This window comes from Sphingosinicella flava, assembly GCF_016025255.1.
GTDB lineage: Bacteria > Pseudomonadota > Alphaproteobacteria > Sphingomonadales > Sphingomonadaceae > Allosphingosinicella > Allosphingosinicella flava.
Genome location: NZ_CP065592.1, coordinates 1 through 22502 on the forward strand (window position 1 = coordinate 1; position 22502 = coordinate 22502).

24 protein-coding genes, 1 tRNA gene and 1 pseudogene are annotated in these 22502 nt (G+C 63.4%); 10 read left to right on the forward strand and 16 right to left on the reverse strand.

Annotated features, from left to right (window positions below):
- Positions 1 to 983: pseudogene (locus tag IC614_RS00005) on the forward strand (hypothetical protein); the annotation flags it as partial.
- Between the two features lie 2 nt (positions 984 to 985).
- Positions 986 to 2647, forward strand: a complete 1662-nt coding sequence (locus IC614_RS00010) for a ShlB/FhaC/HecB family hemolysin secretion/activation protein (protein WP_226372784.1) — start codon at positions 986 to 988, stop codon at positions 2645 to 2647.
- Between the two features lie 97 nt (positions 2648 to 2744).
- On the opposite strand, the gene IC614_RS00015 is transcribed toward IC614_RS00010, so the two are convergent.
- Positions 2745 to 2821: transfer RNA gene (locus IC614_RS00015), tRNA-Arg, on the reverse strand.
- Positions 2822 to 2878: 57 nt separating this feature from the next.
- On the opposite strand from IC614_RS00015, the gene IC614_RS00020 reads away from it, so the two are divergent.
- Both IC614_RS00020 and IC614_RS00025 read left to right on the forward strand, forming a co-directional pair.
- Positions 2879 to 3613, forward strand: a complete 735-nt coding sequence (locus IC614_RS00020) for a queuosine precursor transporter (RefSeq protein WP_200971733.1) — start codon at positions 2879 to 2881, stop codon at positions 3611 to 3613.
- A 138-nt stretch (positions 3614 to 3751) separates the two neighbouring features.
- The gene (locus IC614_RS00025; protein WP_200971734.1) at positions 3752 to 4174 is read left to right on the forward strand and encodes a hypothetical protein; all 423 of its coding nucleotides are present in this window, start codon (positions 3752 to 3754) and stop codon (positions 4172 to 4174) included.
- 3 nt (positions 4175 to 4177) lie between these two features.
- On the opposite strand, the gene IC614_RS00030 is transcribed toward IC614_RS00025, so the two are convergent.
- From IC614_RS00030 to purS, 3 genes are read right to left on the reverse strand one after another with little or no spacing between them, the layout of a single operon-like run.
- Positions 4178 to 4873, reverse strand: coding sequence for a Crp/Fnr family transcriptional regulator (locus IC614_RS00030; protein WP_200971735.1), 696 nt, complete (start codon positions 4871 to 4873; stop codon positions 4178 to 4180).
- A 1-nt stretch (position 4874) separates the two neighbouring features.
- Positions 4875 to 5540 carry a phosphoribosylformylglycinamidine synthase subunit PurQ gene (gene purQ / locus IC614_RS00035; protein WP_200971736.1) on the reverse strand — a complete coding sequence of 222 codons (666 nt, stop codon included), beginning with the start codon at positions 5538 to 5540 and terminating at the stop codon, positions 4875 to 4877.
- Between the two features lie 14 nt (positions 5541 to 5554).
- On the reverse strand, positions 5555 to 5791 hold the full coding sequence (purS, locus tag IC614_RS00040; RefSeq protein WP_200971737.1) for a phosphoribosylformylglycinamidine synthase subunit PurS: 237 nt from the start codon (positions 5789 to 5791) through the stop codon (positions 5555 to 5557).
- Positions 5792 to 5897: 106 nt separating this feature from the next.
- On the opposite strand from purS, the gene erpA reads away from it, so the two are divergent.
- The 3 genes from erpA to IC614_RS00055 are packed head-to-tail and all read left to right on the forward strand — an operon-like array spanning position 5898 to position 7326.
- Positions 5898 to 6233 carry an iron-sulfur cluster insertion protein ErpA gene (erpA, locus tag IC614_RS00045; protein ID WP_200971738.1) on the forward strand — a complete coding sequence of 112 codons (336 nt, stop codon included), beginning with the start codon at positions 5898 to 5900 and terminating at the stop codon, positions 6231 to 6233.
- 37 nt (positions 6234 to 6270) lie between these two features.
- The gene (xth, locus tag IC614_RS00050; RefSeq protein ID WP_200971739.1) at positions 6271 to 7053 is read left to right on the forward strand and encodes an exodeoxyribonuclease III; all 783 of its coding nucleotides are present in this window, start codon (positions 6271 to 6273) and stop codon (positions 7051 to 7053) included.
- A gap of 3 nt (positions 7054 to 7056) precedes the next feature.
- On the forward strand, positions 7057 to 7326 hold the full coding sequence (locus IC614_RS00055) for a hypothetical protein (RefSeq protein ID WP_200971740.1): 270 nt from the start codon (positions 7057 to 7059) through the stop codon (positions 7324 to 7326).
- A 14-nt stretch (positions 7327 to 7340) separates the two neighbouring features.
- On the opposite strand, the gene IC614_RS00060 is transcribed toward IC614_RS00055, so the two are convergent.
- The 6 genes from IC614_RS00060 to lptF all read right to left on the reverse strand — a co-directional run bounded on the left by IC614_RS00060 (position 7341) and on the right by lptF (position 13100).
- A complete protein-coding gene (locus IC614_RS00060; protein WP_200971741.1) occupies positions 7341 to 7700 on the reverse strand; it encodes a hypothetical protein in 360 nt (119 codons plus the stop codon).
- 97 nt (positions 7701 to 7797) lie between these two features.
- Positions 7798 to 8934 (reverse strand): N-acetyltransferase, encoded by a 1137-nt coding sequence (locus IC614_RS00065; protein ID WP_200971742.1) that lies wholly within the window; start codon positions 8932 to 8934, stop codon positions 7798 to 7800.
- An 87-nt stretch (positions 8935 to 9021) separates the two neighbouring features.
- On the reverse strand, positions 9022 to 9687 hold the full coding sequence (locus IC614_RS00070; protein ID WP_200971743.1) for a MipA/OmpV family protein: 666 nt from the start codon (positions 9685 to 9687) through the stop codon (positions 9022 to 9024).
- Between the two features lie 191 nt (positions 9688 to 9878).
- Positions 9879 to 10595 (reverse strand): sterol desaturase family protein, encoded by a 717-nt coding sequence (locus IC614_RS00075; RefSeq protein WP_226372785.1) that lies wholly within the window; start codon positions 10593 to 10595, stop codon positions 9879 to 9881.
- Positions 10596 to 10806: 211 nt separating this feature from the next.
- On the reverse strand, positions 10807 to 11904 hold the full coding sequence (gene lptG, locus IC614_RS00080; RefSeq protein WP_200971744.1) for an LPS export ABC transporter permease LptG: 1098 nt from the start codon (positions 11902 to 11904) through the stop codon (positions 10807 to 10809).
- Positions 11901 to 13100: an LPS export ABC transporter permease LptF gene (gene lptF, locus IC614_RS00085; RefSeq protein ID WP_200973021.1), complete on the reverse strand. Its 1200-nt coding sequence runs from the start codon at positions 13098 to 13100 to the stop codon at positions 11901 to 11903. Before lptF ends, lptG begins: the two co-directional genes overlap by 4 nt.
- Positions 13101 to 13231: 131 nt before the next feature.
- Between lptF and IC614_RS00090 the strand changes: the two genes are divergently transcribed.
- Genes IC614_RS00090 through IC614_RS00100 form a run of 3 tightly spaced genes read left to right on the forward strand, consistent with a single transcriptional unit; the run spans position 13232 to position 15601 of the window.
- Positions 13232 to 13723, forward strand: coding sequence for a DUF2141 domain-containing protein (locus IC614_RS00090; protein WP_200971745.1), 492 nt, complete (start codon positions 13232 to 13234; stop codon positions 13721 to 13723).
- 2 nt (positions 13724 to 13725) lie between these two features.
- Positions 13726 to 14697, forward strand: a complete 972-nt coding sequence (locus tag IC614_RS00095; RefSeq protein WP_200973022.1) for a diacylglycerol/lipid kinase family protein — start codon at positions 13726 to 13728, stop codon at positions 14695 to 14697.
- A 10-nt stretch (positions 14698 to 14707) separates the two neighbouring features.
- The gene (locus IC614_RS00100) at positions 14708 to 15601 is read left to right on the forward strand and encodes a hypothetical protein (RefSeq protein ID WP_200971746.1); all 894 of its coding nucleotides are present in this window, start codon (positions 14708 to 14710) and stop codon (positions 15599 to 15601) included.
- On the opposite strand, the gene IC614_RS00105 is transcribed toward IC614_RS00100, so the two are convergent.
- The 6 genes from IC614_RS00105 to IC614_RS00130 form a co-directional block, all read right to left on the reverse strand.
- Positions 15558 to 17564 carry a hybrid sensor histidine kinase/response regulator gene (locus tag IC614_RS00105; RefSeq protein WP_200971747.1) on the reverse strand — a complete coding sequence of 669 codons (2007 nt, stop codon included), beginning with the start codon at positions 17562 to 17564 and terminating at the stop codon, positions 15558 to 15560. The two genes, IC614_RS00100 and IC614_RS00105, sit on opposite strands and share 44 nt — an antisense overlap.
- 97 nt (positions 17565 to 17661) lie before the next feature.
- Entirely contained in the window at positions 17662 to 18867 is a 1206-nt protein-coding gene (gene spt / locus IC614_RS00110; protein WP_200971748.1) for a serine palmitoyltransferase, read from the reverse strand.
- A gap of 179 nt (positions 18868 to 19046) precedes the next feature.
- Complete coding sequence (locus tag IC614_RS00115; protein ID WP_200971749.1) at positions 19047 to 19298, reverse strand: acyl carrier protein; 252 nt, start codon at positions 19296 to 19298, stop codon at positions 19047 to 19049.
- A 323-nt stretch (positions 19299 to 19621) separates the two neighbouring features.
- Positions 19622 to 20560 carry an NAD-dependent epimerase/dehydratase family protein gene (locus tag IC614_RS00120; protein ID WP_200973023.1) on the reverse strand — a complete coding sequence of 313 codons (939 nt, stop codon included), beginning with the start codon at positions 20558 to 20560 and terminating at the stop codon, positions 19622 to 19624.
- An 88-nt stretch (positions 20561 to 20648) separates the two neighbouring features.
- Entirely contained in the window at positions 20649 to 21686 is a 1038-nt protein-coding gene (gene obgE, locus IC614_RS00125) for a GTPase ObgE (protein ID WP_200971750.1), read from the reverse strand.
- Between the two features lie 182 nt (positions 21687 to 21868).
- Positions 21869 to 22462, reverse strand: a complete 594-nt coding sequence (locus IC614_RS00130) for a helix-turn-helix domain-containing protein (RefSeq protein WP_200971751.1) — start codon at positions 22460 to 22462, stop codon at positions 21869 to 21871.
- Between the last annotated feature and the right edge of the window lie 40 nt (positions 22463 to 22502).

Genomic DNA, 22502 nt, shown 5'->3' on the forward strand with positions numbered 1-22502 from the left:
CGCCGCCGCCGCCGCCGCCGCCGCCGCCGCCGCCGCCACCGCCGCCGCCGCGGGGTAACGGGCTGCCGAGCGGGCAGACGGCCAATAATGCCGTAAATTCGGGAGCGCCGGCGACGACGCGCAACGTGACGATATCGGCTACCTATGTGCCTCCGCCACCGCCGCCACCGCCGCCAGTGACGATCGTCGTGATGGACGAAAATAGTATCAACAGGACGCCGATGGGCGATCTAAAGGTGACGGTGTTGATCGATCAGACGGGGCCTAAATACCCGTTCGATCAGATGCCCGGCCTGTTGAGTGCCTACCGGGTTACCGCCGATCAACTCACCGAGCTTTATGTGACCCAGTGCCTAGCGCTGGGAAGGCAATGTTCGCCGCCGTCCATCGATCAGGATGTACTCGCCTATGTCAATGACTGGCTCAGCAGGCAGCGCGACACTGCCCTCGCCGTCGCCGAGTCCATGCGGCGCTATCGACAGACTAAGCTCGGTCAATGGGGCCTGCCAATCGGCTTGATTCGGCCATGGGATGAGGAGCTGGCCCGGCAAAGTCTTTCGGCGACATTTTCGTATGCGACCCCGGCTGCAATCAATGAGATGCTTGACCAAGGGCGTAGGGATTGGCCCGTGACGGAAGGCAAGAATGTGATCAGTTCCATCCTCAAGAAGCCGATGTCCGCACGAACACAGCAGGAGGCAGACTTCATTGCTTATCTCGCCGAGGGAGCGCGGCAGGAAGCGATTAAAGATGCTCAGAAAGAGCTGCAGGCCATATATGCTGCACGGGATACCCGTCAGCAGAACTCTCCCTTGGTCGGCCTGATCGGCCTGACCGATATAAGCCCGAGTGGCCTCGAAGAACGCCAACGTGCGGTTGAAGCGCGATTGAGCGACCTGCTGCTCAATCCGCCAAAGGCTTCGGAAATAACCACTGCGGTTCTTGGCGATTATCTCTCCAAGATAGTAGGGCAGAGACAGTGAACATGATGTTGTCTTCCTTGCTGACCTTCGCCGCTATTTCCACAACACCGGCTGAATCCGCCGAGCGCGTTAAGGAGAACGGACATGGCGTGGCCGCTTCCGCCGCTAACGTGGCGACGCCTGCTGACCCCACTGGGGATCCGGCTGTCGAAGCCATAGGTGGCATCGTCATGCTTCCCGATCCCGCGCAGGCGGCTGTGACCGGGTGGACCGGCCCGGTTACAGGCGTCGATGCCAGCCGTCTGCCGCCGCCGGCCGGCGACCGGCTGAAGGCCGCTCTCGAACCCTATGTCGGGCGCAATCTGGACAGCGCCACGCTGGCTGAAATGGTCAATGCCGCGAACGCGGCGATCGCCGCCAGTCCGCAGCCGTTCGCCATCGCAGCGCTGCCCGACCAGAATGCCGCGAATGGCGTGGTCCAGCTGCTTGTCGTCGAAGGGCGGATGGGCGACCTTCGCGTCGTCGGGGCCAAAAAGTTCAACGAGGCAGGCTATCGCAACGCCATGACGCAGCCGCCGGGCGAGCCGGTGGACAAGGCGCGGCTCGATGCCGACATCGCCTGGATCAACCGCAATTCCTTCCGCGAGGCGAACGTCGTCGCGGCGCCCGGCGGATCGTTCGGCACCGTCGATCTGACGCTGGCGGTGGAGGAAAAGCGCCCCTGGTCGGTGAGCGCGACCCTCGATGACACCGGCACCGATCAGACCGATCCGCTGCGCGTCGGGGCCGCCTTCACCTGGGGCAATGCCTTCGGACGCGGCGACATCCTGAGCTACCAGCTTTCCGCGAGTCCGGATTTCGAGAAGACTGTGGCGCATTCGCTCGGCTTTCAGAGCTTCCTGCCGTGGCGGCACATTCTGAATGTTTCGGCGAGCTATGCCGACATCAAGGGCGATCTGCCCGATCCGTTCACGCTCGACGGCTATTCCTGGTCGGCGGCGGCCAATTACGAAGTGCCGCTGCCGCGCGGCCAGGTGCTGATTGTCGGGTTCGAATTCAAGCAATCGAACAACAACTTCCGTTTCGCCGATCTGCCGCTCAACGACAATACGGTCGACGTCGCCCAGGCGACGATCGGCTGGCGCGGCCAGTTCGAGGACAATCGCGGCGGCACGGCGGTCGGCGCGAACCTCACTCTCAGCCCCGGCGGGCTGACCGGCCGCAACAATGACGAAACATTCGCCGCCACCCGGGTCGGCGCGGATGCCACTTACGCGGTGCTGCGCCTGAGCCTGGACCGGCAGACGCGGCTTCCCGCCGGCTTCACCCTGACGAACGCGCTGCGGGCGCAGCTCTCGACGGCGGCGCTCGTCGGTTCGGAGCAGCTTTCGGTCGGCGGCTGGAGCAGCGTCCGGGGCTTCGACGAGGGCCGCTTTTACGGCGATCGCGGCTTCGTGTTGCGGAACGAACTCGGCACTCCGATGCTCGAAAGACGCCAGACGCGGTTGCGCCCCTACCTGTTTCTCGACACCGCGGTCTTCGGCAACCGTTCCCGGCTCGCGGGAGAGCAAAGTTGGAACGACGTCATGAGCGCCGGTGCCGGAATCGATGTCGGCATTGGTCGCCACCTGTCGCTGCGCGCTTCTTGGGGTTTTCAGATCAGCGAAAGCATCAATAACGGCGATAAATCCCGGGGACATGTCGGCTTAGCCGCCACGTTCTGACAGCGGCGGGAATTGTTGAGCGCGAGCGGATAACGTTGGCCCGGGTCAGCGCACGACCGAATTCAGGTCTTGAATGCGTTAGCGCCATAATAATGGGTGGCGCGCCCGGCAGGATTCGAACCTGCGGCCCCAAGCTTAGAAGGCTCGTGCTCTATCCAACTGAGCTACGGGCGCGTTGCGGCTGCTCTAGCGTGCTTTGCGACGGAGCGAAACTGCGCTAATCGAACAGGCATGAATGGGGGCGATATTCAGGCGGTCGACAGCGGTGCCGTCAGCGGGCGCAATTTGCGCAGTTTCGATTTCGTGATGGCGGCATTCGTCACCATCCTTCTCCTCTCCAACGTGCTTGGCGCGGGCAAGGTGGCGGTGATCGATCTGCCCGGGGTGGGGGAATGGCCGTTCGGCGCGGGCATCTTGTTCTTCCCGATTTCCTACGTCATCGGCGACGTGCTGACCGAAGTCTACGGCTATGCGCGCGCGCGGCGGTGCATCTGGGCGGGCTTTGCGGCTCTTTTGTTCATGGCGGCTATGGCCGCCATCGTTGTCGCCTTGCCTCCCGCCGCGAGCTGGCAGGGGCAGGCGGCTTATGAGCAAGTGTTCGGACAGGTGCCGCGCATCGTCCTCGCTTCGATCGTTGCGTTTTGGGCGGGGGAGTTCGCCAATTCCTACGTGCTTGCGCGCATGAAGGTGTGGACGAAGGGGCGGCATCTTTGGACCCGCACGATCGGCTCGACGGTGGTGGGGCAGGGGATCGACAGCATCATATTCTATCCGCTCGCTTTCTACGGCGTTTGGGATAACGGGACGCTCGTCATCGTCCTCCTCACCCAATTCGCGCTGAAAGTGGGTTGGGAGGCGCTGCTGACGCCCTTCACTTATGCCGTCGTCGGCTGGCTGAAGAAGCGCGAAGGCATCGACATTTACGACGAAGCGACCGACTTCACGCCGTTCAAGACGGCGCTCTGACGTCCCTGCACGGCCCGGCGATCGCAAATTATTGGAAAGGCTAGACACGAAGCGGCCAGTCGCGGATTTTGACGCCCGTCAAAGCGCAAGGCCGGCGGCAAGGGTAATTCCTGCTCATCAGAAGAGAAGGAGTTTGCCATGTCGGTCCATCAGCCAGCCGCCCGGCTCCGTGAAAATGCCAATATCGTTCCGGTCGCCGGCCAAAGGAACCGGGGAGAGCGTCCGTTCGACATCCACCCGGCGGTCCACGCCATGCTGCTTGGTGCCTATCTTTCCTTCGCCGGCATATTGATGACCGCCTTCATGGGGAATGACATGAAAGTGCCCGCGGCCATCGTCGTCATCGGCATTCTTTCGCTCTTCGTAACCCCCGCCTGGTGGAGCCGGGTTGCACCGGATGACGGGCTTCGCAAGCAGAGCTGGGCCGAATTCATGGACGAGGGCATCGAATGTATCACAGGCAAATTTACCGCGGGACAGGCGCTTGCCCAAATCGTGGTGCTGCCCGCGCTGATGGTCGGCCTCGCCATGGCCTTCGCCATCGTCAAGGCAACGCTTTGACGATCAGGCCGCGAGGCGCATGAGGGAAGGGGTGTCGCGGATGATCAATCCGCGGGCACCTTTCCGCGCGATGATGCCGTCTTGTTCCATGCTGGTCAGGCGACGGCTTACGGTCTCGATGGTGGTGCCGATCAGGCTCGCCATTTCCTCGCGGGAGAGCGGCAGATCAAACTCAGCCGCATTGCCGCACGGAGAAGGAGAGGCGGCGCGCGCTAGCGCCAGCAACAATCCTGCGAGCCGCGCCTTCACATCGCGCCGCCCGATTAGATCGGTGAGGGCGCGAGACCTGTCGAGCTCGGCATAAGTCCGCTCGAGAATTGAGCGGGTGAGCGCTGGATGACGTTCCATGACGCGCTCGAAACCGCCCTTGGGGAACAAGCATAAGCGGCTGTCCGCAATGGCCGTCACCTCATGCTGCGTGGTAGTTGCGAAAAGCTGGCCGAGAAAGCCGGCTGGATGGAGGAGCGCGACGATCCGCTCTATGCCGTTCGCGTCGATCGACGCCACCTTGGCCGCGCCGGAAACGATGGTCGCGCAGACATAATGATCCTCCCGCAAAGCGAAGATCGTGTCGCCTTTCTTGAAATCGCGAGTTTGGCCAATGGCGGCAAGCTCGGCCAATTCCTGTGCGTCGAGCGCCGCGCAGATAGCCGAATCGCGAACAGGGCAGTCGGCGCAGCTCTCCGCCCTGATCGGCATGTCAGGCGAGGCTCTCCACGAGACCTTCGAACAGGCGGCGGCCGTCGGTGCGGCCATGGGCGGGTTCGATCATCCGTTCGGGGTGCGGCATCATGCCAAGGACGTTGCCCGCCTCGTTGAGGATGCCCGCAATGTCGCGCTTGGAGCCGTTGACCGTGCAATTGTAACGGAAGGCGACGCGGCCTTCGCCTTCCAGGCGGTCCAATACATCGTCATCCGCCGTGTAATTGCCATCGTGATGCGCGACGGGGATCACGATCTCTTCCCCCGCTTCGTAACGGCTGGTGAAGGCAGATTGGCTGTTCTCGACCTTCAAATTCACGTCGCGGCAGACGAAGGACAGGTTGGCGTTGCGCATCAATGCGCCTGGCAGCATTCCGGCTTCGGTCAGGATCTGGAAGCCGTTGCAGATGCCGAGGACGGAGACGCCCTTGTCCGCCGCATCCTTCACCGCGCGCATGACCGGCGAATTGGCGGCCATCGCGCCGGAGCGGAGATAGTCGCCATAGGAAAAGCCGCCCGGCACGGCGATCAGGTCGAGCCCAGCGGGAAGCGCCGTTTCCCTGTGCCAGATCATCGCCGGTTCGTGCCCGCTCACCTCGCGCAGCGCGACCTGGAGGTCGCGGTCGCAATTGGAGCCTGGAAAGACGATGACGGCGCTTTTCATGGGGCTTGGTTCCTTCAGGCCGCCTGGCGTTCGATGCGGAAATTTTCGATGACGGTGTTGGCGAGGAGCTTTTTGCACATCCCCTCGATGTCGCCGTCCGAAACGGCGTCGTCCACGTCCAGTTCGATCATCTTGCCCTGGCGCACATCGTTGACGCCGGAAAAGCCCAGGCCTTCAAGGGCGTGGTGAATGGCCTTGCCCTGCGGATCGAGAACGCCGTTTTTCAGCGTGACGTAGACGCGAACCTTCATGCGTGAGCGCTCCTGTTTTGGAATGCCGCCCCTATGCCGCTTGCGAGAGAGTCTGACAAGCGCCGGGCCGCTTGTGAGCCACCCTTTCATGCCTTATCTTGGGATCATGACCGGAACGCCCGAAATTTCCCTGACGCCGTCCGCGGCGGCCCGCGTTGCGGCCATCGCGCAGCGGCAGGACAAGCCCGCCATTCTGCGCCTCGCCGTCGACGGCGGCGGTTGTGCGGGTTTCCAATATCGCTTCGCTCTTGCCGAGGCGGTGGAGGCCGACGACATTGCGGCCAGCCGGGATGGGGTGACCCTCGTGGTCGATCCGGTCAGCCTCGATCTTCTGCGCGGCTCTGCGGTCGATTACGTCGAGTCGCTGGGCGGCGCTTCCTTTCAGGTCGTCAATCCCAACGCCGCGTCCGGTTGCGGCTGCGGCACGAGCTTTTCGATCTAGCTTTGCGCTTGCCGCTCGTGCCGGTTAAGCAAGCGCCATGAAGATCGCGACCTATAATGTGAACGGCATCCGCGCGCGTCTGCCCCGGTTGGTCGAGTGGTTGGACGAGCAGAAGCCCGATGCCGTCTGCCTTCAGGAGTTGAAGTGCGACGACGACAACTTCCCGATCGCGGACATCGAAGCGGCGGGATATGGCGCGGTCTGGCACGGGCAGAAGGGCTTTAACGGGGTCGCGATCCTCGCTCGTGATGTGGAGCCGGAGCTGCGCCGCACCGGCCTTCCCGGCGATCCCGACGACACGCATAGCCGCTATATCGAGGCGACCGTGAACGGCATCGTCATCGGCAGCATCTATCTGCCCAACGGCAATCCGGTGGGGACGGAGAAATTCACCTACAAGCTCGCTTGGTTCGACCGGCTGGCCGCTCATGCCCGGAATTTGCTGGAGGAAGAAATTCCGGTGGTGCTGGCCGGGGATTACAACGTCATCCCGACCGAGCATCATGACGATGTCTTTTCGGTCCGTGCCATGGCGAAGGATGCGCTGATGCAGCCGGAAAGCCGCGCCGCCTTTCGCACGCTCGTCCACCAAGGTTGGACCGATGCGATCCGCGTCCGCTATCCTGTGGGCGCCGTCTACACCTTCTGGGACTATACGGCGGGTGCGTGGCAGCGGGATGCCGGTTTCCGGATCGATCACTTGCTCCTCAGCCCGCAGGCGGCAGACCGGATGACGGATGCCGGTGTCGACAAGGAGTATCGCGGGCGCGAAAAAGCCTCGGATCACGCCGCGACTTGGATTGTTCTGGACGATTATTGAATTGTGACCAGCGATGAACCGCGTGATCGCAAGGAGAAGAAGGAACTGGGCTGCGTCTTGGCCGCAGCCGCCCTTGCGGCGGGAGCATGGTATTTAAGCGGTTCGGAATACCGCCCTCATTACGCCGTTTCAGGCCCTATCAAAAAGTGTCTTGCCGGCAAGATTGAGGCTTTTGAAGGAAGCGATCCAGACGCCGACCTCACACCCAAGGCCATTTCCACGATGGAAGCTCAGTGCGCGGTGGAAGATTATCGGCGACGCAATCGCGACTGAAATTCTCCGGAGGCCTAGCGGCTCTGGCGCCGCTCCGCCCGCCACTGGCGGATACGTTCCTGGAAACAGCCCGTCTGGCCGAAGCTGCCCACGGCGGAGCAGCTGTCGGGCCGGGTGTAGCGCATGTCTTGATCCAGGGCTTCCATCTGCGTCGTCCAGGATGTCGCGGACAGGTTCGCCGGATCGTCGCGCAGCGCCTTGGGAATGCGATAGCGGTCGCCTTCGGGACGCCGTCCGCACACCACGATTTCATCTTCGCTTTCGGCCTTGGGGCAAGCATCGTCGCCATAGACGGTAATGTTGATGGTTCGCTGCGGCGTATTGGGGGAAACTTCCTGGGCGCTCGCGGAAGCCGGGGCTGCCGCGAGGATCATGCAAAGACCTGCCCGAACCAGATTCAACGGCGCTACTCCCCTTCGTGTCAGGCCTCCTGTGTTCCCAGCAAAGTGGACGGGGCCTGAACGCGGCGGCTCACAGCGCCTTTTCGTAGATCCTGTAGACCTTGTTGATCCGGCTATCGAGCATCTCGGCGATCGATTTCATGCCCTGATTGTCGTCCAGGATCCAACCGATCTCGCCACGGGATGCGCCATAATGACGGACGGAGTCGCGCCGGATATATTCGATCATCATGAAGGCCAATTGGCTGGCAAGGCGACTGGCCTGAAGACGCTTGACGACGCCCATCAGCGGCACGCGCATCGTCCGCACCTGCGGCTTGCGCAAGCGCCAGAGCAATTTCGCCCAACCGAACGGCAAAAGGTTGCCGTTGAGGTCGCGGGTCAGTTCGTTCAAATCCGGGAGGGTGATCATGAAAGCGACCGGCTCGCCCTCGACTTCGGCGATGCGGATCAGGTCTTCGAACACGATCGGCTTCAGCTTCTTGCCCGCATAGGCGATTTCCGCGTCGGTCAGCGGAATGAAGCCCCAATTGTCCGACCAGGCATCGTTGAGAATACCGAGGATCAGCGCCGCTTCCTCGGCAAAGCGGGATTTGTCGACCTTGCGGATGCGGATGCGCGGGTTTCGCTCCCCGCTTGAAACGATGCGCTCGACGAGCGGCGGGAAATTCCCCGTGATATCGAGATCGTAAGTGTAGAGATCCTTGACGCCCGCATATCCGGCGGCCTCGATCCACGGCGCATAAGCGGGACGATGATGGCCCATCATCACGGTCGGCGCATGATCGAAGCCTTCGACCAGCAAGCCCGGTTCGTCCCAGATCGACAGGCTGAACGGGCCCAATGCCCGGGTCATGCCTTTGCGGCGCAGCCAATCCTCGGCTGTGCGGATCAAGGCACCCGCGCTCTCCGCATCCAGCGCTTCGAACATCCCCCATTGGCCGATGCCGGCACCCATCGTGTCGAGCACCAGCCGGTCAACCTGCGCAGAGATGCGGCCGACCACCTTGCCATCGCGCATCGCAAGAAAAAATTCGGCCTCCGCATGCTCGAACCATGGATTCTTCCTTGGATCGAGTAGGCCATGGACTTCGTCCTTCAGCGGCGGCACCCAATGGGGGTCGCTTGCATAAACGTCCCACGCGAAATCGACGAAGGTCTTGCGGTCGGCCTTGCCGCGGACCGGACTGATGATGAGGTCGCTCATGGCCTTTTCCTAGCCGCCGCAGTCCACGCTGTCACTCCGGCGCAACATGCCAAGCAAGTGACTGATGCAATCGGGGCTAAGTGCCGTTCAATCCCAATTGAAAGTATAGGTAAGCGCAAGACCGCCGGAAAATTGGTCGCGTGAACCATAAGTGTGAACGATGGGCGAATCCGCCGCTTCGCCGACCAGCCGGTCATATTTGGCGTAGCTGTAGACGCCCCATTTGGGGGTAAGTTGATAGAGGAAGCTCGCCGACACGCCTGCCGCCTGAATGCCGCCGTCCGGACGGTAAGGAGAAAGGCCGGTCGCGGCGCTCTCGTCCGGCTTGACCCCAAAATAGGCGCGATGATAGCGCGCGTTGGCGACCGTCAAGCGCGGGCCGATGGAGAAGAGATAAGAGTCGCCGTCGCGCAGGACGTAATCCGCGCTGGCGACGCCGATCCATCCATCATGCCCGCCAAGGCCGCGCCTGGCTTCGCCGCGCAGGCGAAAGGAGTCGGTGAGATAATAATCGGCGGACAGGCCGGCCTCGAACGTGGCTTTCACCTTGTCGAGCGGCACGCCGACCTCGTCCGGCTTGCGGCTGCCCTCGTAATTCAGGACGGGACCGATTTCGAGCCTATTGGTGCTGATCAGGGGAATTCCGAAACTTTCGTCCGGCGCCTCGAAACCGAAAACCTCTTCGCCGCGCGCCCGGCCAATGTCCCAGAGCGGACGGAAGCTGACATCGTCGGCACCGGGATAACTCGGCACGAATTGTGCGCCAAGGCCGATGCGGACGCGCGTGCTGTCATCGCTATTCTGAGCAAATGCGGGTGTGGAGCCTAAGGCGGCACAAGCGGCAGCGGCAATTGCCGCACAGGATCGGCTAGATTTCATCGCCCCGAAAACGGACGAGGCGCAACTTCGTTGCGCCTCGGAAATCAATCTATTCAAGGATGCCATCAGCCGCGCCGGCGGGGGTGACCCGTCACGACGCCGCCTGAAAGCTGTGCAACCTTCGGATATTGCCGGGCCACTTCCGGTGTATAACCGAGGTTAAAGACGGTCGGGCTCTTTTCAGGACGGTCCGCGCGGTCGTAGAACGTGCCCAACAGCTTATCCCAAAAGAAGGTGGTGATGCCGTAATTGCCATTTTCGTCGTGGAAATGGTGGGCCATGTGCCGCTTCTTCATCTCGGCCAGCCACTTCGACTTCGGCTTGTAGGCGAGGTGCTGGATGCAGTGGCAGAATTCATAGAAGCACGTGGTGAGAAGGCCCGTCGCGAAGGCGAGGGCCGCGCCGCCAATGCCCGCATTCCAATAGCTGCCTATGGCATAGCCGATCGGAGCGGTGACGAATGCGATCGTCGGCAATGTTGTGTGCAGCGCGCCGAACAACACTTCGAGGTGGTTCGGATCCTGGTGGTGATCGTAATGAATGCGCTTCCAGGTCGCGGCGAGCGCGGGCACCTTGAACATCCAGCGGCTGTGCAGCACCCAGCGATGCAAGGCGTACCAGGCCAGCGGATAAGCCAGCATCGCCACCGCCACGGCCAGAAGCGAAGGCATAAGCGGCGCCGGGCGCCATACAAACAGCCCGAGCGCGGCGGCGGACAGCAGCAGATAGGCAATGATGGCCGGATATTGGAAATAGGCGACCACCAGCTCCTTCAAGGTCATTCTGTCCAGATGGTGCGACCGATTCCAGAAACCGGGGCGCGCTGTTTCGGCGATTTTCACGGCAAATCCTTCATGTGTCAGCCCTAACGGTGTTGCCACCTTATGCGGGCCCATATGTGCCTTCGTCATGAATTGGCAATAAGGCAGAAGTAGGACGAAAGTGCGGATTTACGCGGGTGTTGCCGATGAGGCGCACCGGCTTTCTTCGTACTTACTCCTCGGTCCTCACCAGCACCGCTTCGCCGATCAGGAGGAACAGGAAAAAGGGCGCCCAGGCGGCGAGAAGCGGCGGGTAGGCGCCGAAATTGCCCATGGCGAGCGCGAAATTGTCGACGACGAAATAGGCGAAACCCAATGCCATGCCGGTGACCGCCCGCAGGAAAAGCTGACCGGACCGGGCGAGGCCGAATGCCGCGATGCCCGCGAGCAGCGGCATCAGGACGGCGGATAACGGGCCCGACAATTTATGCCACAGGCCCGCTTCCAGCGGGCCGGTCGGGCGGCCGGCAATCTGCAGGTCAGCGATGGCCTTCTTCAAGGTCATGAAATCCATCTCGCCGGCATCGACGCGGGCGAGCGTGAATTGGTCGGCCTCCGCGCTATGAGGCAAGACCACCCGGTCCGCTCGCGCGGTCGTGCCGGAATCCACGGTAAAGGTTTCCACGTCGCGCAGCTCCCACCCACCCGATACGGGTGCGCCGCTTTTCGCGTTGATGATCGTTTGCAGAGTGCCGTCGCCGCGCTCGTAGACGGTGACGCCGGAGAGCCGCGTCGCCGCGCCGCGGCCCTGGACGCGGCGGGCGAGGACGATGTCGTCGCCCTGCCGCACCCAAACGTCGTTGAGGATTCCGCTTTTCGGGGGCAGCCGCGCATAATCCGCCTTCGACCAGCTGTTGAGTTCGGCCGTCGCGCGCGTGACGATCCGTTCCTGAAACAGGAATGTGAGGGCGGCGATGCCGACACTGGCGAGAATGAGCGGCGCGATGATCTGATGCGCCGATATGCCCGCCGCCTTCATGCTCACCACTTCGCTATTCTGGTTGAGCGTGGCGAGCGTGATGAGCGTGCCGAGCAGCACGGAAAAAGGCAGAAAGCGGGAAATGAGCTGCGGAATGCGAAGCGACACATAGCGCCAGAGATCGGCGTCGCCATTGCCCGGCACCGCCAAAATCTTCCCGGATTCGCCCAATAGATCCAGGGTCTGGAGGACGATGACGAGCGCCGCCAGCACGGCGAGGCTGCGCAGGACGAACAGCTTCGCCATATAGAAAGCGATTCGTTTAGACGGGAAGAAATGGACGTTCATCATGCCGCCACCTCCCGCCTGCGGATGCGCAAGATGGAGCTGATGCCCTTTGCCGCCTTCGACGCCGCTTTCTCGAGCGCGCCGATCGGCTGCCCCCCAGGCTTATGCGCCAGCGTCCAGTACATCCAGAGGATCAGCGCCGCGAAAATCGCGAATGGCACCCAGAGGGCGATGATCGGGTCGATCCGGCCTTGCGCGCCCATCTGCTCCCCATATTGATTCACCTTGTGGTAGGTGACGACCATCACGATCGACAGAAAGATGCCGAGACCCGAGGTGCTGCGCTTCGGCGGCACGGCGAGCGCCACGGCGAGCAGGGGGAGGAGCAGCATCATCGCCACTTCCACCATCCGGAAATGAAAATTGGCGCGGACCTTGTCGCGCCGTTCCCGGCTGACGGCATCGTTGCCGCCGATGCGGATGAGTTCGGGGATCGTCAGTTCGGCATCCCCATCGCCCCGCTTCCGAAAGGCGTCGATGACCGGGAGGCTGATCGGCAGATCGTGATTGGCGAAACTTAAGACGCGCGGCACGCGATAATCGGGTGCGTCGTGGACCAGGCGGCCATCGCGCAGGCGCAGGAGGATGGTGTCCGGATCGTCGGTACCGAGGAACCGCCCTTCCGCTGCGGTAACCGCGAGCGTCTTGCCGTCCTTCGTATCGGCGCGAACGAAAATCCCCTGAAGGCGGCGCCCCTCGTCGTCGCTCCGCTCGATGCGCAGCGTCATGCCCTGGCCGATATTGGTGAATTCCCCAACCTTGATCGATGCGCCGAGCGCGCCGGAGCGCAGCTCGTAGCGCAGTCCTTCATAGGCATAACGCGCATAAGGCTGGATGAAGCCGACGATGGCCAGGTTCAGCGCCATCAACGCCAGCGCATAGACGTAGGGCGTGCGCAACAGCCGTCCATAGCCGAGCCCGACGCCGCGCAAGGTATCCAGTTCCGACGACAGAGCGATCTTGCGAAAGGCGAGCAGGATGCCGAGCATCAGCCCGATCGGAATGCCGAGCGACATATATTCGGGTATGAGGTTCGCCAGCATCTTCCACACGATGCCGACCGGTCCGCCCTCCGTCACCACGAAGTCGAACAGGCGCAGCATCTTGTCGAGCAGCAGCAGCATCGCGGCCAGCACGAGCGTCGCGATGAGCGGCACGGCGATCAGGCGCGCGATGTACCTGTCGATTTGGGTGGCGATTTTCAACTTTTGACGCCCCTTGACCACATTTTGGCCGCAACCTTCACCCACTTTGGAAGCGCAGGGGGCTGAGTCAACTCTGCCGCGACGCCAATAGGCGAGTGGCTATAGCTTCCAGGAGCGTCTTGGTCATGTTCAAATTGGTGTCCCTTGCAATGGCGGCTTCCTTTGCCGCGGTTCCGGCCGCCGCACCGGCCGCCGTTGGTCCGGATGCGGCATCGTGCAGGAAGGGCGGCCCCGCCATATTGGTGAAAGTCACCGGTCTTAAGAATAAGATGGGCAAGGTTCGCGTGCAGCTTTACGGCAGCAATCCCGCCGATTTCCTCGCCAAGGGCAAAAAGCTTCGTCGCGTCGAGGTTGCCGCATCGGCCGCGTTGCAGCCCATTTGCATCGCGGTGCCCAAGGCCGGGCGTTATGCCGTCGCGGTCCGCCACGATGCCAATGGCGACGGCAAATCGGGCTGGAGCGATGGCGGCGGCTTTTCCCGCAATCCGAATTTGTCGCTCACCAGCCTGAAACCGAGCTATGCCAAGGTCGCGATCAATGCCGGCGGCGGCGTCACGCCGATCGATATCGTCATGAACTACCGCCAGGGCCTGGCTATCAAGCCGATCAAAGGGTGACGATGACCCGGGTCGCGCTCCTTTCCAATCCGCGTTCGACGGGGAACAGGGCCCTCCTGCCGCGCGTCCGGAGCTTCTGCGCCCGGCACAAGGACATCTTCCATTACGAGGTCGAGCATGTCGATCAGATCGGCGCGGCGCTGCGGACGATCGCGCGGATCAATCCCAAGGTGCTCGTTATCAACGGTGGCGACGGCACCGTTCAGGCCGCGCTGACGGAATTGCATCAGGGCGCCTATTTCGGCGATAATCCACCGCCCGTCGCCGTGCTGCCCAACGGCAAGACCAATCTCATTGCGCTCGATCTCGGCGCGGACGGAGATCCCATCGCGGCTTTGGAGCGGGTTCTGGAACTCGCCGCCAGCGATCTTGCGCCGCATGTCGTTTCCCGCGAACTCATTTCCCTGTCGAACGGCACGGCCAAGCCCCCGGTGCTCGGCATGTTCCTCGGCGGCGCGGGGCTGGCCGACACGATCCTCTTCTGCCGCCACAAAATCTATCCGCTCGGCCTTCCGAACAGCTTCAGCCACGTTCTGACCGCGATCGCGTTGTTTCTCTCGATGATCCTTGGCCTGCGCCTTGCCTTTCTGCCGCCCCGGCCGCAGCCGGTGACGGTATCGGTGCGGCGTCACGGTCAATTGCAGGGCCGGTTCGCCTTCCTGATGGTAACGACGCTGGAACGCCTGCTGCTCGGCGGCCATAGCCCGACGCCGGGCGCACGCAAGGGGGCACTTCAGTTGCTCATCGTCGAGCGCCGCCTGGCGTCCATGGCACGCGCTTTTATCGCGGCGATCATGGGAAAATTGGGACGCCGCGAGTTGACCGGTGTCCATGTCGAGCGCGGCGATGAAATCCTGATCGAGGGGGATCATTCCAGCGTCATCCTCGACGGCGAATTGTTCGAGGCTTGCTCGGGCCACCCGATCCTGCTGAAGCCCACGCGCCCCGTTCCGTTCCTGCGCCTGGCGGCTTAATATCCGCTACATGAGTGCGCTTTTGCGAGATCTGGTCGCGGCTGAACTGGCGGAGCGGGTCGAGCCCCGCGTAATCGCCATGGCCGAAAAGATCGCCGGCCGATATCCGGGCGCCGCCCGCGCCGTCCTGTTCTATGGCTCATGCCTGCGCACGGCCGTGCTCGACGGGCTGATGCTCGATTTCTATGTGATCGTGTCGGATTATCGTGCTGCCTATGGCCGGACTTGGCTCGCGGCGGCGAACCGGATGATACCGCCCAATGTCTTTCCGTTCGAACATGGCGGATTGGCCGCCAAATATGCGGTCTTGAGCGAAGCTGATTTTCACCGCGAGACCGGCCCCGATGCGCGCAGCGTCTCCGTCTGGGCACGCTTCGCGCAGCCTGCGCGGCTTGTGTGGACACGGGATGAGGCGGCCCGGACGCAGGTGATCGACAGCGTGGCCCAAGCCGCGCCCACATTGTTCCGGTTCACCCTCCCCATGATGCCGGAAAGTACGGCGCTGGACCCCGATACCGTCTGGAAGCGCGGCTTCGCGCTCACTTACGGGGCCGAGCTGCGGGCAGAGCGGACCGCCCGGCCGTCAAATGTCGTCGAAGCCGATCCGGCGCGCTATGAGCGGTTCGGTCTTGCCGCTCTCGCGGAGATCGCGGGCGCCAGGCCGGTTTCCGCCGCCGCGATGGCGCGCCGCTGGCGGTCCATGCAGCGCAAGGGAAAGTGGCTGTCGGTGCTACGCCTCGTCAAGGCGAGCGGGACATTTGCGGGCGGCATCGATTACCTCGCCTGGAAGATCAACCGCCATGCGGGGACCGATATCCGCATCCGCCCCTGGCACCGCAAGCTGCCGCTGATCGCGGCCCTCATTCTGCTGCCGCGCTTGCTGATGGGAAGGGCGATCCGCTAGCGCGGCGCGCCAGCGTGTCGTGCACGGCGGTCGCGAGCGCGGCGACGGTGAAGGGTTTCCTCAAGATATCGTAGCCGCTCAAATCCTCGGCATCGCCCGCCTCGCCGACATAGCCTGTGACGAAGAGGATCGCCACGTCGGGATAGCGGTCCGATACGATGCGGGCGAGCTGCGGGCCGGTCATTTCCGGCATCATCACATCGGTGATGAGCAATGCGATATCGGGCCGTTCCACGAGGATGGCGAGGGCTTCCCTGCCGTTCGCACAGGGAACAGGTTCATAGCCCAGCTCTTTCAAGGCACCGGCGGTCGCCCGGCTGACGCGCGGGTCGTCCTCCACGACCAGCACCGCCATATGATCGGGGACGAAAACCGGTTCGGCGAAAGCATTGCCGTCATTGGCCATCGCGGCCTGCACCGCCTCGCTGCTCGCGCGGGGCAAGTAGATGGAGACGCGCGTGCCGCCGCCGACTTCGGAACGAATGGCGATGTCACCGCCCGACTGGCGCGCGAAGCCGAAAATCTGGCTGAGGCCAAGGCCGGTGCCCTTGCCCACCGGCTTGGTCGTGAAGAAAGGCTCCATGACCCGGGAAAGATGCTCCGGCGCGATGCCGCAGCCATCGTCCTCCACGCTGATCTCGACATAGTCGCCTGCCGCGAGCTTGCCGACTTCTCCGGCCTGCAGGGTGACGTTGTCGACGGCGATGACGAGCTGCCCTTCGCCGCTCATCGCGTCACGCGCGTTGACGCAGAGGTTGAGGATGGCGTTTTCAAGCTGGCTCGAATCCGCCCAGACGTGCCAGCCTTCCTTGGGCAGCCGCGTTTCGACTTGGATGCGTTCACCGATCGCCCGGTCGATCAGGTCGAGCATGTTTTGAACGAGATCGGCCGGGGCGATCCCTTTCGGCAGAAGCGGTTCGGACCGGGCGAACGCCAACAAGCGGCGCGTGAGGGCCGCGGCGCGGACAGCGCCTTCCATCGCGTGATCGATCTGCGCTTCCGCATCCGCCGGCGAGATGCCGAGCTTGCGCTTGGCGAGATCGAGGCCGCCGACGATGACGGCCAGCATGTTGTTGAAATCGTGCGCGATGCCGCCGGTTAGCTGACCGACGGCTTCCATCTTCTGCACCTGATGGAGCTGCGCTTCGGCGGCGGCGCGTTCGGCTGCTTCCTCGCGCAGCCGCTCGTTCGCTTCGCGAAGCTCGCGCGTGCGCGCCTGGACGGCATGCTCGAGATCCGCCGCGCGCATGAATTCATCGTCCGCTTCGCGCCGCGCGATCAACCATTGCGAAATCGCGCGGAAAGCCGCGAAACCAAGCACGATCGCGGCAAGGCCGATGAGGACGCCAAGCCAGCTCAGCCAGCTTGTCAGCTCATCGGCCTGCTGCGTGAACATGCTGGTTTCGGCCATCCGGCGCCGCAGCGCTTCCTGCTCGTTGCGCGCGATGTCGTCGAGCTTGGCGCGGAGGGCGGGGCCGGTTTTGGACAGGCCGGCCTGGTAAAAATAGGGGACGCCGCCGCTGCCTTCGCCTTCCGCCGCTTGACCGGCCGCCGTGGTGAGTTCCGTTCCCCGTGCTTCGAACAATTTCGTGAGGTCCGCGACACGGGAAGCCTGGGCGGGGTCGCGATGGACGAGCTTGCGGAGCTGATCGATCTGGCGGGCCGCGAGGCGCCATTCGTCGTAATAAAGCGTGCCCGTCGCGCGCTGTTCGTCAAGAACGTAGCGGCCGAGCGCGGCTTCGGAACGGGCGATGGAAGCGTCGACGGTGCGGGTGAGCAGCACCACGTCATAGGTATGCCGTTCCCAATCGAGGGCGCGGTCACGCGCCTTGTTGGTCAGGGTGACCATGACGATGAGGCCGACGAGCGCGATCGTGGCGAGAACCGCGCCAACGCTCGCCCAGCCGCGCCGCCATCCGGATGCGCCAGCCGCCGGACCGGCGTCCAGTTCCTCCTCGGTCATGCGGTCGATCCTAATCCAAGACCCTTTCGTTTGAAAGCGCCGGGAAAAGCGCCGAAACCTCGGGCGGTCCGAGGCCGCTCACGGTTGATCGCGGCGCTCAGGCCGGGATCACGCCCGCGATACGGCCCGCATTGGCGAAGCGTTGGAGGATGAGGTCGACCTGCTCGTCCGTATGTTCGGCACAGAGCGAGCAGCGGAGGAGGAACATGCCGGCGGGCGTCGCGGGCGGGCGGGCCATGTTCACGTAGACGCCCTGTTCGAGGAGCGCCTGCCACGTCATCACCGCCTTTTCCTGATCGGGAAGAAGGACGGCGATGATCGCGCTTTCCGCTTCCTTCGTCGCGATATCGAAGCCGAGATCGCGCAAGCCCTGATGGAGGCGCCTGCTGTTCTTCCACAGATGCGCGCGTTTCTCGTCTGCATGCATCAGCTTGCGGATCGAAGTCGCGGCGGTGGCGACGACGCTCGGCGGCAGCGAGGCGGTAAAGACGTAAGGGCGTGAGACGAGGCGCAATATCTCGAACTTGGGATGGTTCGACACGATGAAGCCGCCCACGGTGCCGACCGATTTGGAGAAGGTGCCGATGACGAAATCGACATCGTCCTCGACGCCCGCTTCCTCGAACACGCCGCGGCCGTTGGGGCCGAAAAAGCCCATGCCGTGCGCTTCGTCGACCGCGATCATCGCGCCATGCTTCTTGGCGACCGCGACCATGTCCTTGAGCGGCGCGATGTCGCCGAGCATGGAATAGACACCTTCCAGCACAACGAGGCGGCCGCCCTCTGCGGGCAAGCGGCCGAGGCGCTTGTCCAAATCCTCGACGCTGTTGTGACGGAAGCGGACGATTTGCGCGTTGCCCAATGCGCAGCCGTCATAAATGGAAGCGTGGCTGTCGGCGTCGAGGATGATGTAATCCTCCTTGCCCGCGATGGTCGACATGAGGCCGAGGTTCGCCTGGTAGCCGGTCGAAAAGACCATGGCGTGCTTCGTGCCGTAGAAATCCTTCAGCGCGTCCTCGCATTCCTTATGGCCTTGATAGGTGCCGTTGAGGACGCGGCTGCCAGTGGTGCCCGAACCGAACTCGTCGAGCGCCTTCTTGCCTGCCGCGATCACGTCGGCATCGAAGGTCATGCCCATATAATTGTAGGTGCCGAGCAGGATCGTTTCCTTGCCCTTGATGATCGCCTGGGTCGGCGACAGCACCTTGTCCATGACGATGGCGAAGGGATCGCGGACGCCGGTGTCGAGCAAGGCCTGGCGCTCGGCGATCAGCGGATCGAATTTGGAGAAGAGATCGGTCATAGTTTGGTTCCGCTTTCTTGAGCCCCTCCCCTCGATGGATCAAAGCCGCTCTTGGGCTTGTCCGGGGGACAAGCCTGCGGCTTTGATGGGTTGGGTGGGGTGATGTTTCCGGAAGAGGCGGTGCTCTACGTCGTAGATCACCCCCACCCAACCCTCCCCCATCGAGGGGGAGGCTATGATTATTCCCCGCCGTTGCGGAGGTCTTCGACGGCGTTCACGAGCTGGCCGACGGTTTCGATTTCAGCCTGCATGTTCATGGTGATGAGGATGTCGAATTCGTCCTCGATCGCCGCGACGAAATCCATCACGGTCAGGCTGTCCCATTCGAGATCGCCCGCGAAGGTGGTGGTTTCGGTGAGCGCCGCGTCCTTCTTGTTGAACGGCGCGATCAGCTCGGCAATCTTGGCGAAGGTTTCTTCTCTATCAGTCATGGACGATCCTTACTGTTCTCCACAGCCCTCTGCCAAGCGAATTGGGCGAATTGGGGGCAAGGGCGAAGGTAACGAACCTGATGAAATTGATGGTGTGGAGAGTTTTTCGCTTTGCCTCAACTTGGAGGGGCAGCGGGGTTGCAAAAGCAGGGAAGACGGAAGCTGGCCATGGCATCGAGCTAGCCCGAATGGTTGCCTGTAGGACAGCGTTTTTAGCCCCTCCCCCTTGATGGGGAGGGGTTGGGGAGGGGTGATGTTCGACGTAGAGCGGTGAACTTCCCCGGCATAACCCCCACCTAACTCCCCCATCAAGGGGGAGGGCTTTAGAGCCAGCCCTGGGCTTGGTACCAGTCCGCAGTCTCCTTCAAGCCCGTGGGCGTGTGGACCATCGGCGACCAAAGGGTTTGCGGCGGCCTTTTATGCGCGGTCACCACCCAGTCGGGGTGGCAGAAATAACGGACGCGGTCGGCGGTGAGCTTGGCGTTGCCGCGGCGGAACAGGCGGTCGAGGGCGGAAGCGCCGTGGAGGACGGCCTTGGGCACCGAGAGCGTGGCAGCGCGCTGGTCGAACAAGCGGCCGAGGGTGCGGGCGAAATGGCGATGCTCCCAGCCGCCGTCGCGGCCGTCGTCCGGCTCGTAGGTCTGGCTGAAGGACGCGCGGCTGTCGATCAGCGCCAGGATCAAGCGGCATAAATCCGAAACGTGGATGACGGAGAAGTGCCCGGGCGGCGGCAGGGCTACGAAGCCGCGTTTCGCCATCTTGAACAGCTCCAGCGTCTCCTTGTCTCCGGGGCCGTAGACGGCGGGGGGGCGGACGATCGTCCAGTCGAGGCCGGAGGCGGCGGCGACCTTTTCCGACCGCGCCTTCGACCAGCCGTAATCGGACAGATGCGGCTCGCGCGCGGCGAGGGAGGAGATGTGGATGAAGCGGCGGACGCCCGCGCTCCGCACTGCATCGATCATGTTGGCTGTGCCGGTGACGTTGGCCTCTTCGAACTGCGCGCGCGTGCCGCCGATGCGGCCCGCGACATGGATCACGGCGTCGGCACCCTCGGCAAGACGGGCGAGGCTTGCGGGATCGTCGAGCGCGCCTTCCACCCATTCGATGCCGTCCACTGCGGCCTGGGCGCTGCGGGTGAGGGCGCGGACGGAATGGCCCTTCTCCACCGCCATGCGCAGCAGATGTTGGCCGACGAAGCCGGTGCCGCCGGTGATCGCGAGCGTCGTCACCTGGATCCTCCCCGGTACGGGGAGGGGGACCATGCGAAGCATGGTGGAGGGGGTACTCGAAACTCCGTGCCAGCCCCTCCGTCAGCGCTGTGCGCTGCCACCTCCCCGTACCGGGGAGGAATTAGAGCGGCGACCATGCTGACTTTTCCTCATCCCCGCCCGCTTCGGCGTCGAGCGTGCCGATATGGGCGGCGATGGCATCCAGCACTTCTTCGACGCCTGCGCCAGTCGCGCCGGAGATGCGGAAGGGCCTGCAGCCGCATTCCGCTTCCAGCTCATCCGACAATGCGTCGAGAAGCTCGTCGTCCATCGTGTCGGCCTTGTTCAGCGCCACCACTTCCGGCTTGTCGACGAGGCCCGCGCCATAGGCTTCAAGCTCGTCCCGGACGATGCGATAGGCGTCGGCCACATCCTCGGCATTGGCGTCAACGAGGTGGAGGAGGACGCGGCAGCGTTCGATATGGCCGAGGAAGCGGTCGCCGATCCCAGCGCCGTCCGCCGCGCCTTCGATCAGGCCCGGAATGTCGGCCATCACGAATTCACGCCCGCGATGGCTGACGACGCCCAATTGGGGCCGGGTGGTGGTGAAGGCATAGGCACCCACCTTCGCCTTCGCGTTGCTGACGGCGTTGATGAAGGTCGATTTGCCCGCATTGGGCAGGCCGAGAAGCCCCGCGTCGGCAAGCAGTTTCAGCCGCAGCCAGACCCAGGCTTCCTCGCCCGGCCAGCCGGTGCCGTGCTGGCGCGGGGCGCGGTTGGTGGACGTCTTGTAGCTCGCATTGCCCCGCCCGCCGTCGCCGCCGCGCAGGAAGATTTCGCGCTGTCCGACCCTGGTGAAATCGAGGAGGACATGCTCCTTGTCCTCGGACAGGATCTGGGTACCGACGGGAACCTTGATGACAAGATCCTCGCCACCCGCGCCGGTCATGTTGGAGCCCGCACCGCCCTTGCCGCGCGGCGCCTTGAAATGCTGGGTATAGCGGAAGTCGATCAGGGTGTTGAGGCCGGGCACCGCTTCGAACACGATATCGCCACCCTTGCCGCCATTGCCGCCGTCCGGCCCGCCATATTCGATGAACTTTTCGCGCCGGAAGCTGACCGCGCCGGGGCCGCCGGAACCGGATTTCACGTAGATTTTGGCTTGATCGAGAAAATGCATGATGGTTCCGGATATAGGATGTCGTTCAATGCGCGCGAGGGTGAGCCCCTCCCCCTTGATGGGGGAGGCCGGGTGGGGGTGATGTTCGACGTAGGGCTGTGAATGTCCCCGGCATCACCCCCACCCAACCCTCCCCCATCAAGGGGGAGGGCTATGCCTTCACGGGCGGAGTTGCGGGTTCCTTAGCTTGTTGGCGGCGTTGGAGCCACCCCCAAGGAGGCCAGCAGTTGCGCGCGGGCAAGCGCGCGGGCTTTGTCGCGGGGGAGGGAGAGGGCGTCGGCCATCGGGGCGCCGAGGAGGGAGTCGCCGAGGGCCGCCAGGACCAGCCACAATGTGGTCTCGTGCACGGGATGGTCGCCATGTCCCTCGCCGAGCTGATCGACGAGGGCGTGAATCGCGTCGAGGATCGGCTTCAGCGCCTCGTGATTGCCGGACAGGATCATCCAGGCGCAGAGCGCCCCGCCCCCTTCGCGGTCGAAGGCGTCGAACGTGCGGTCGACGATCTCGCCCGGGTCGGCGGTGCCTTCGCGCGCGCGCTGGACGGCGCCCGCAATCCCTGAGATCACCCGCTCGCTGATGTGGCGGGCAAGGGCGCTCTGCAAGTCCGCCGCCGATCCGAAATGGTGGAGGAGGTTGGCGTGGGTGCGGCCCATGCGCGCGGCGACCGCCTTTAGCGTCACCGCCTGGGGACCATCCTCGATGAGAAGCCCGCGCGCGGCTTCGAGCGCGGCGGAGCGGCTTTCTTCAGGGCTGAGGCGAAGTCTCGTTATTGACATTGATGTCAGTATCTCTCATCTTTCTTGACGAAGGAGATAC

Coding starts and splice junctions, on each gene's coding strand:
- purQ (WP_200971736.1), bottom strand. CDS start 5,540: ATGAAAAGCGCCGTCATCGTCTTTCCAGGCTCCAATTGCGACCGCGAC.
- IC614_RS00065 (WP_200971742.1), bottom strand. CDS start 8,934: ATGAGCGACCTCATCATCAGTCCGGTCCGCGGCAAGGCCGACCGCAAG.
- IC614_RS00130 (WP_200971751.1), bottom strand. CDS start 22,462: ATGTCAATAACGAGACTTCGCCTCAGCCCTGAAGAAAGCCGCTCCGCC.
- IC614_RS00025 (WP_200971734.1), top strand. CDS start 3,752: ATGTCGGTCCATCAGCCAGCCGCCCGGCTCCGTGAAAATGCCAATATC.
- IC614_RS00010 (WP_226372784.1), top strand. CDS start 986: ATGATGTTGTCTTCCTTGCTGACCTTCGCCGCTATTTCCACAACACCG.
- IC614_RS00020 (WP_200971733.1), top strand. CDS start 2,879: ATGAATGGGGGCGATATTCAGGCGGTCGACAGCGGTGCCGTCAGCGGG.
- IC614_RS00030 (WP_200971735.1), bottom strand. CDS start 4,873: ATGCCGATCAGGGCGGAGAGCTGCGCCGACTGCCCTGTTCGCGATTCG.
- IC614_RS00090 (WP_200971745.1), top strand. CDS start 13,232: ATGTTCAAATTGGTGTCCCTTGCAATGGCGGCTTCCTTTGCCGCGGTT.
- IC614_RS00105 (WP_200971747.1), bottom strand. CDS start 17,564: ATGACCGAGGAGGAACTGGACGCCGGTCCGGCGGCTGGCGCATCCGGA.
- purS (WP_200971737.1), bottom strand. CDS start 5,791: ATGAAGGTTCGCGTCTACGTCACGCTGAAAAACGGCGTTCTCGATCCG.
- IC614_RS00120 (WP_200973023.1), bottom strand. CDS start 20,560: ATGGTCCCCCTCCCCGTACCGGGGAGGATCCAGGTGACGACGCTCGCG.
- IC614_RS00095 (WP_200973022.1), top strand. CDS start 13,726: ATGACCCGGGTCGCGCTCCTTTCCAATCCGCGTTCGACGGGGAACAGG.
- spt (WP_200971748.1), bottom strand. CDS start 18,867: ATGACCGATCTCTTCTCCAAATTCGATCCGCTGATCGCCGAGCGCCAG.
- IC614_RS00100 (WP_200971746.1), top strand. CDS start 14,708: ATGAGTGCGCTTTTGCGAGATCTGGTCGCGGCTGAACTGGCGGAGCGG.
- erpA (WP_200971738.1), top strand. CDS start 5,898: ATGACCGGAACGCCCGAAATTTCCCTGACGCCGTCCGCGGCGGCCCGC.
- xth (WP_200971739.1), top strand. CDS start 6,271: ATGAAGATCGCGACCTATAATGTGAACGGCATCCGCGCGCGTCTGCCC.
- IC614_RS00075 (WP_226372785.1), bottom strand. CDS start 10,595: ATGACCTTGAAGGAGCTGGTGGTCGCCTATTTCCAATATCCGGCCATC.
- IC614_RS00060 (WP_200971741.1), bottom strand. CDS start 7,700: ATGATCCTCGCGGCAGCCCCGGCTTCCGCGAGCGCCCAGGAAGTTTCC.
- IC614_RS00115 (WP_200971749.1), bottom strand. CDS start 19,298: ATGACTGATAGAGAAGAAACCTTCGCCAAGATTGCCGAGCTGATCGCG.
- obgE (WP_200971750.1), bottom strand. CDS start 21,686: ATGCATTTTCTCGATCAAGCCAAAATCTACGTGAAATCCGGTTCCGGC.
- lptG (WP_200971744.1), bottom strand. CDS start 11,904: ATGATGAACGTCCATTTCTTCCCGTCTAAACGAATCGCTTTCTATATG.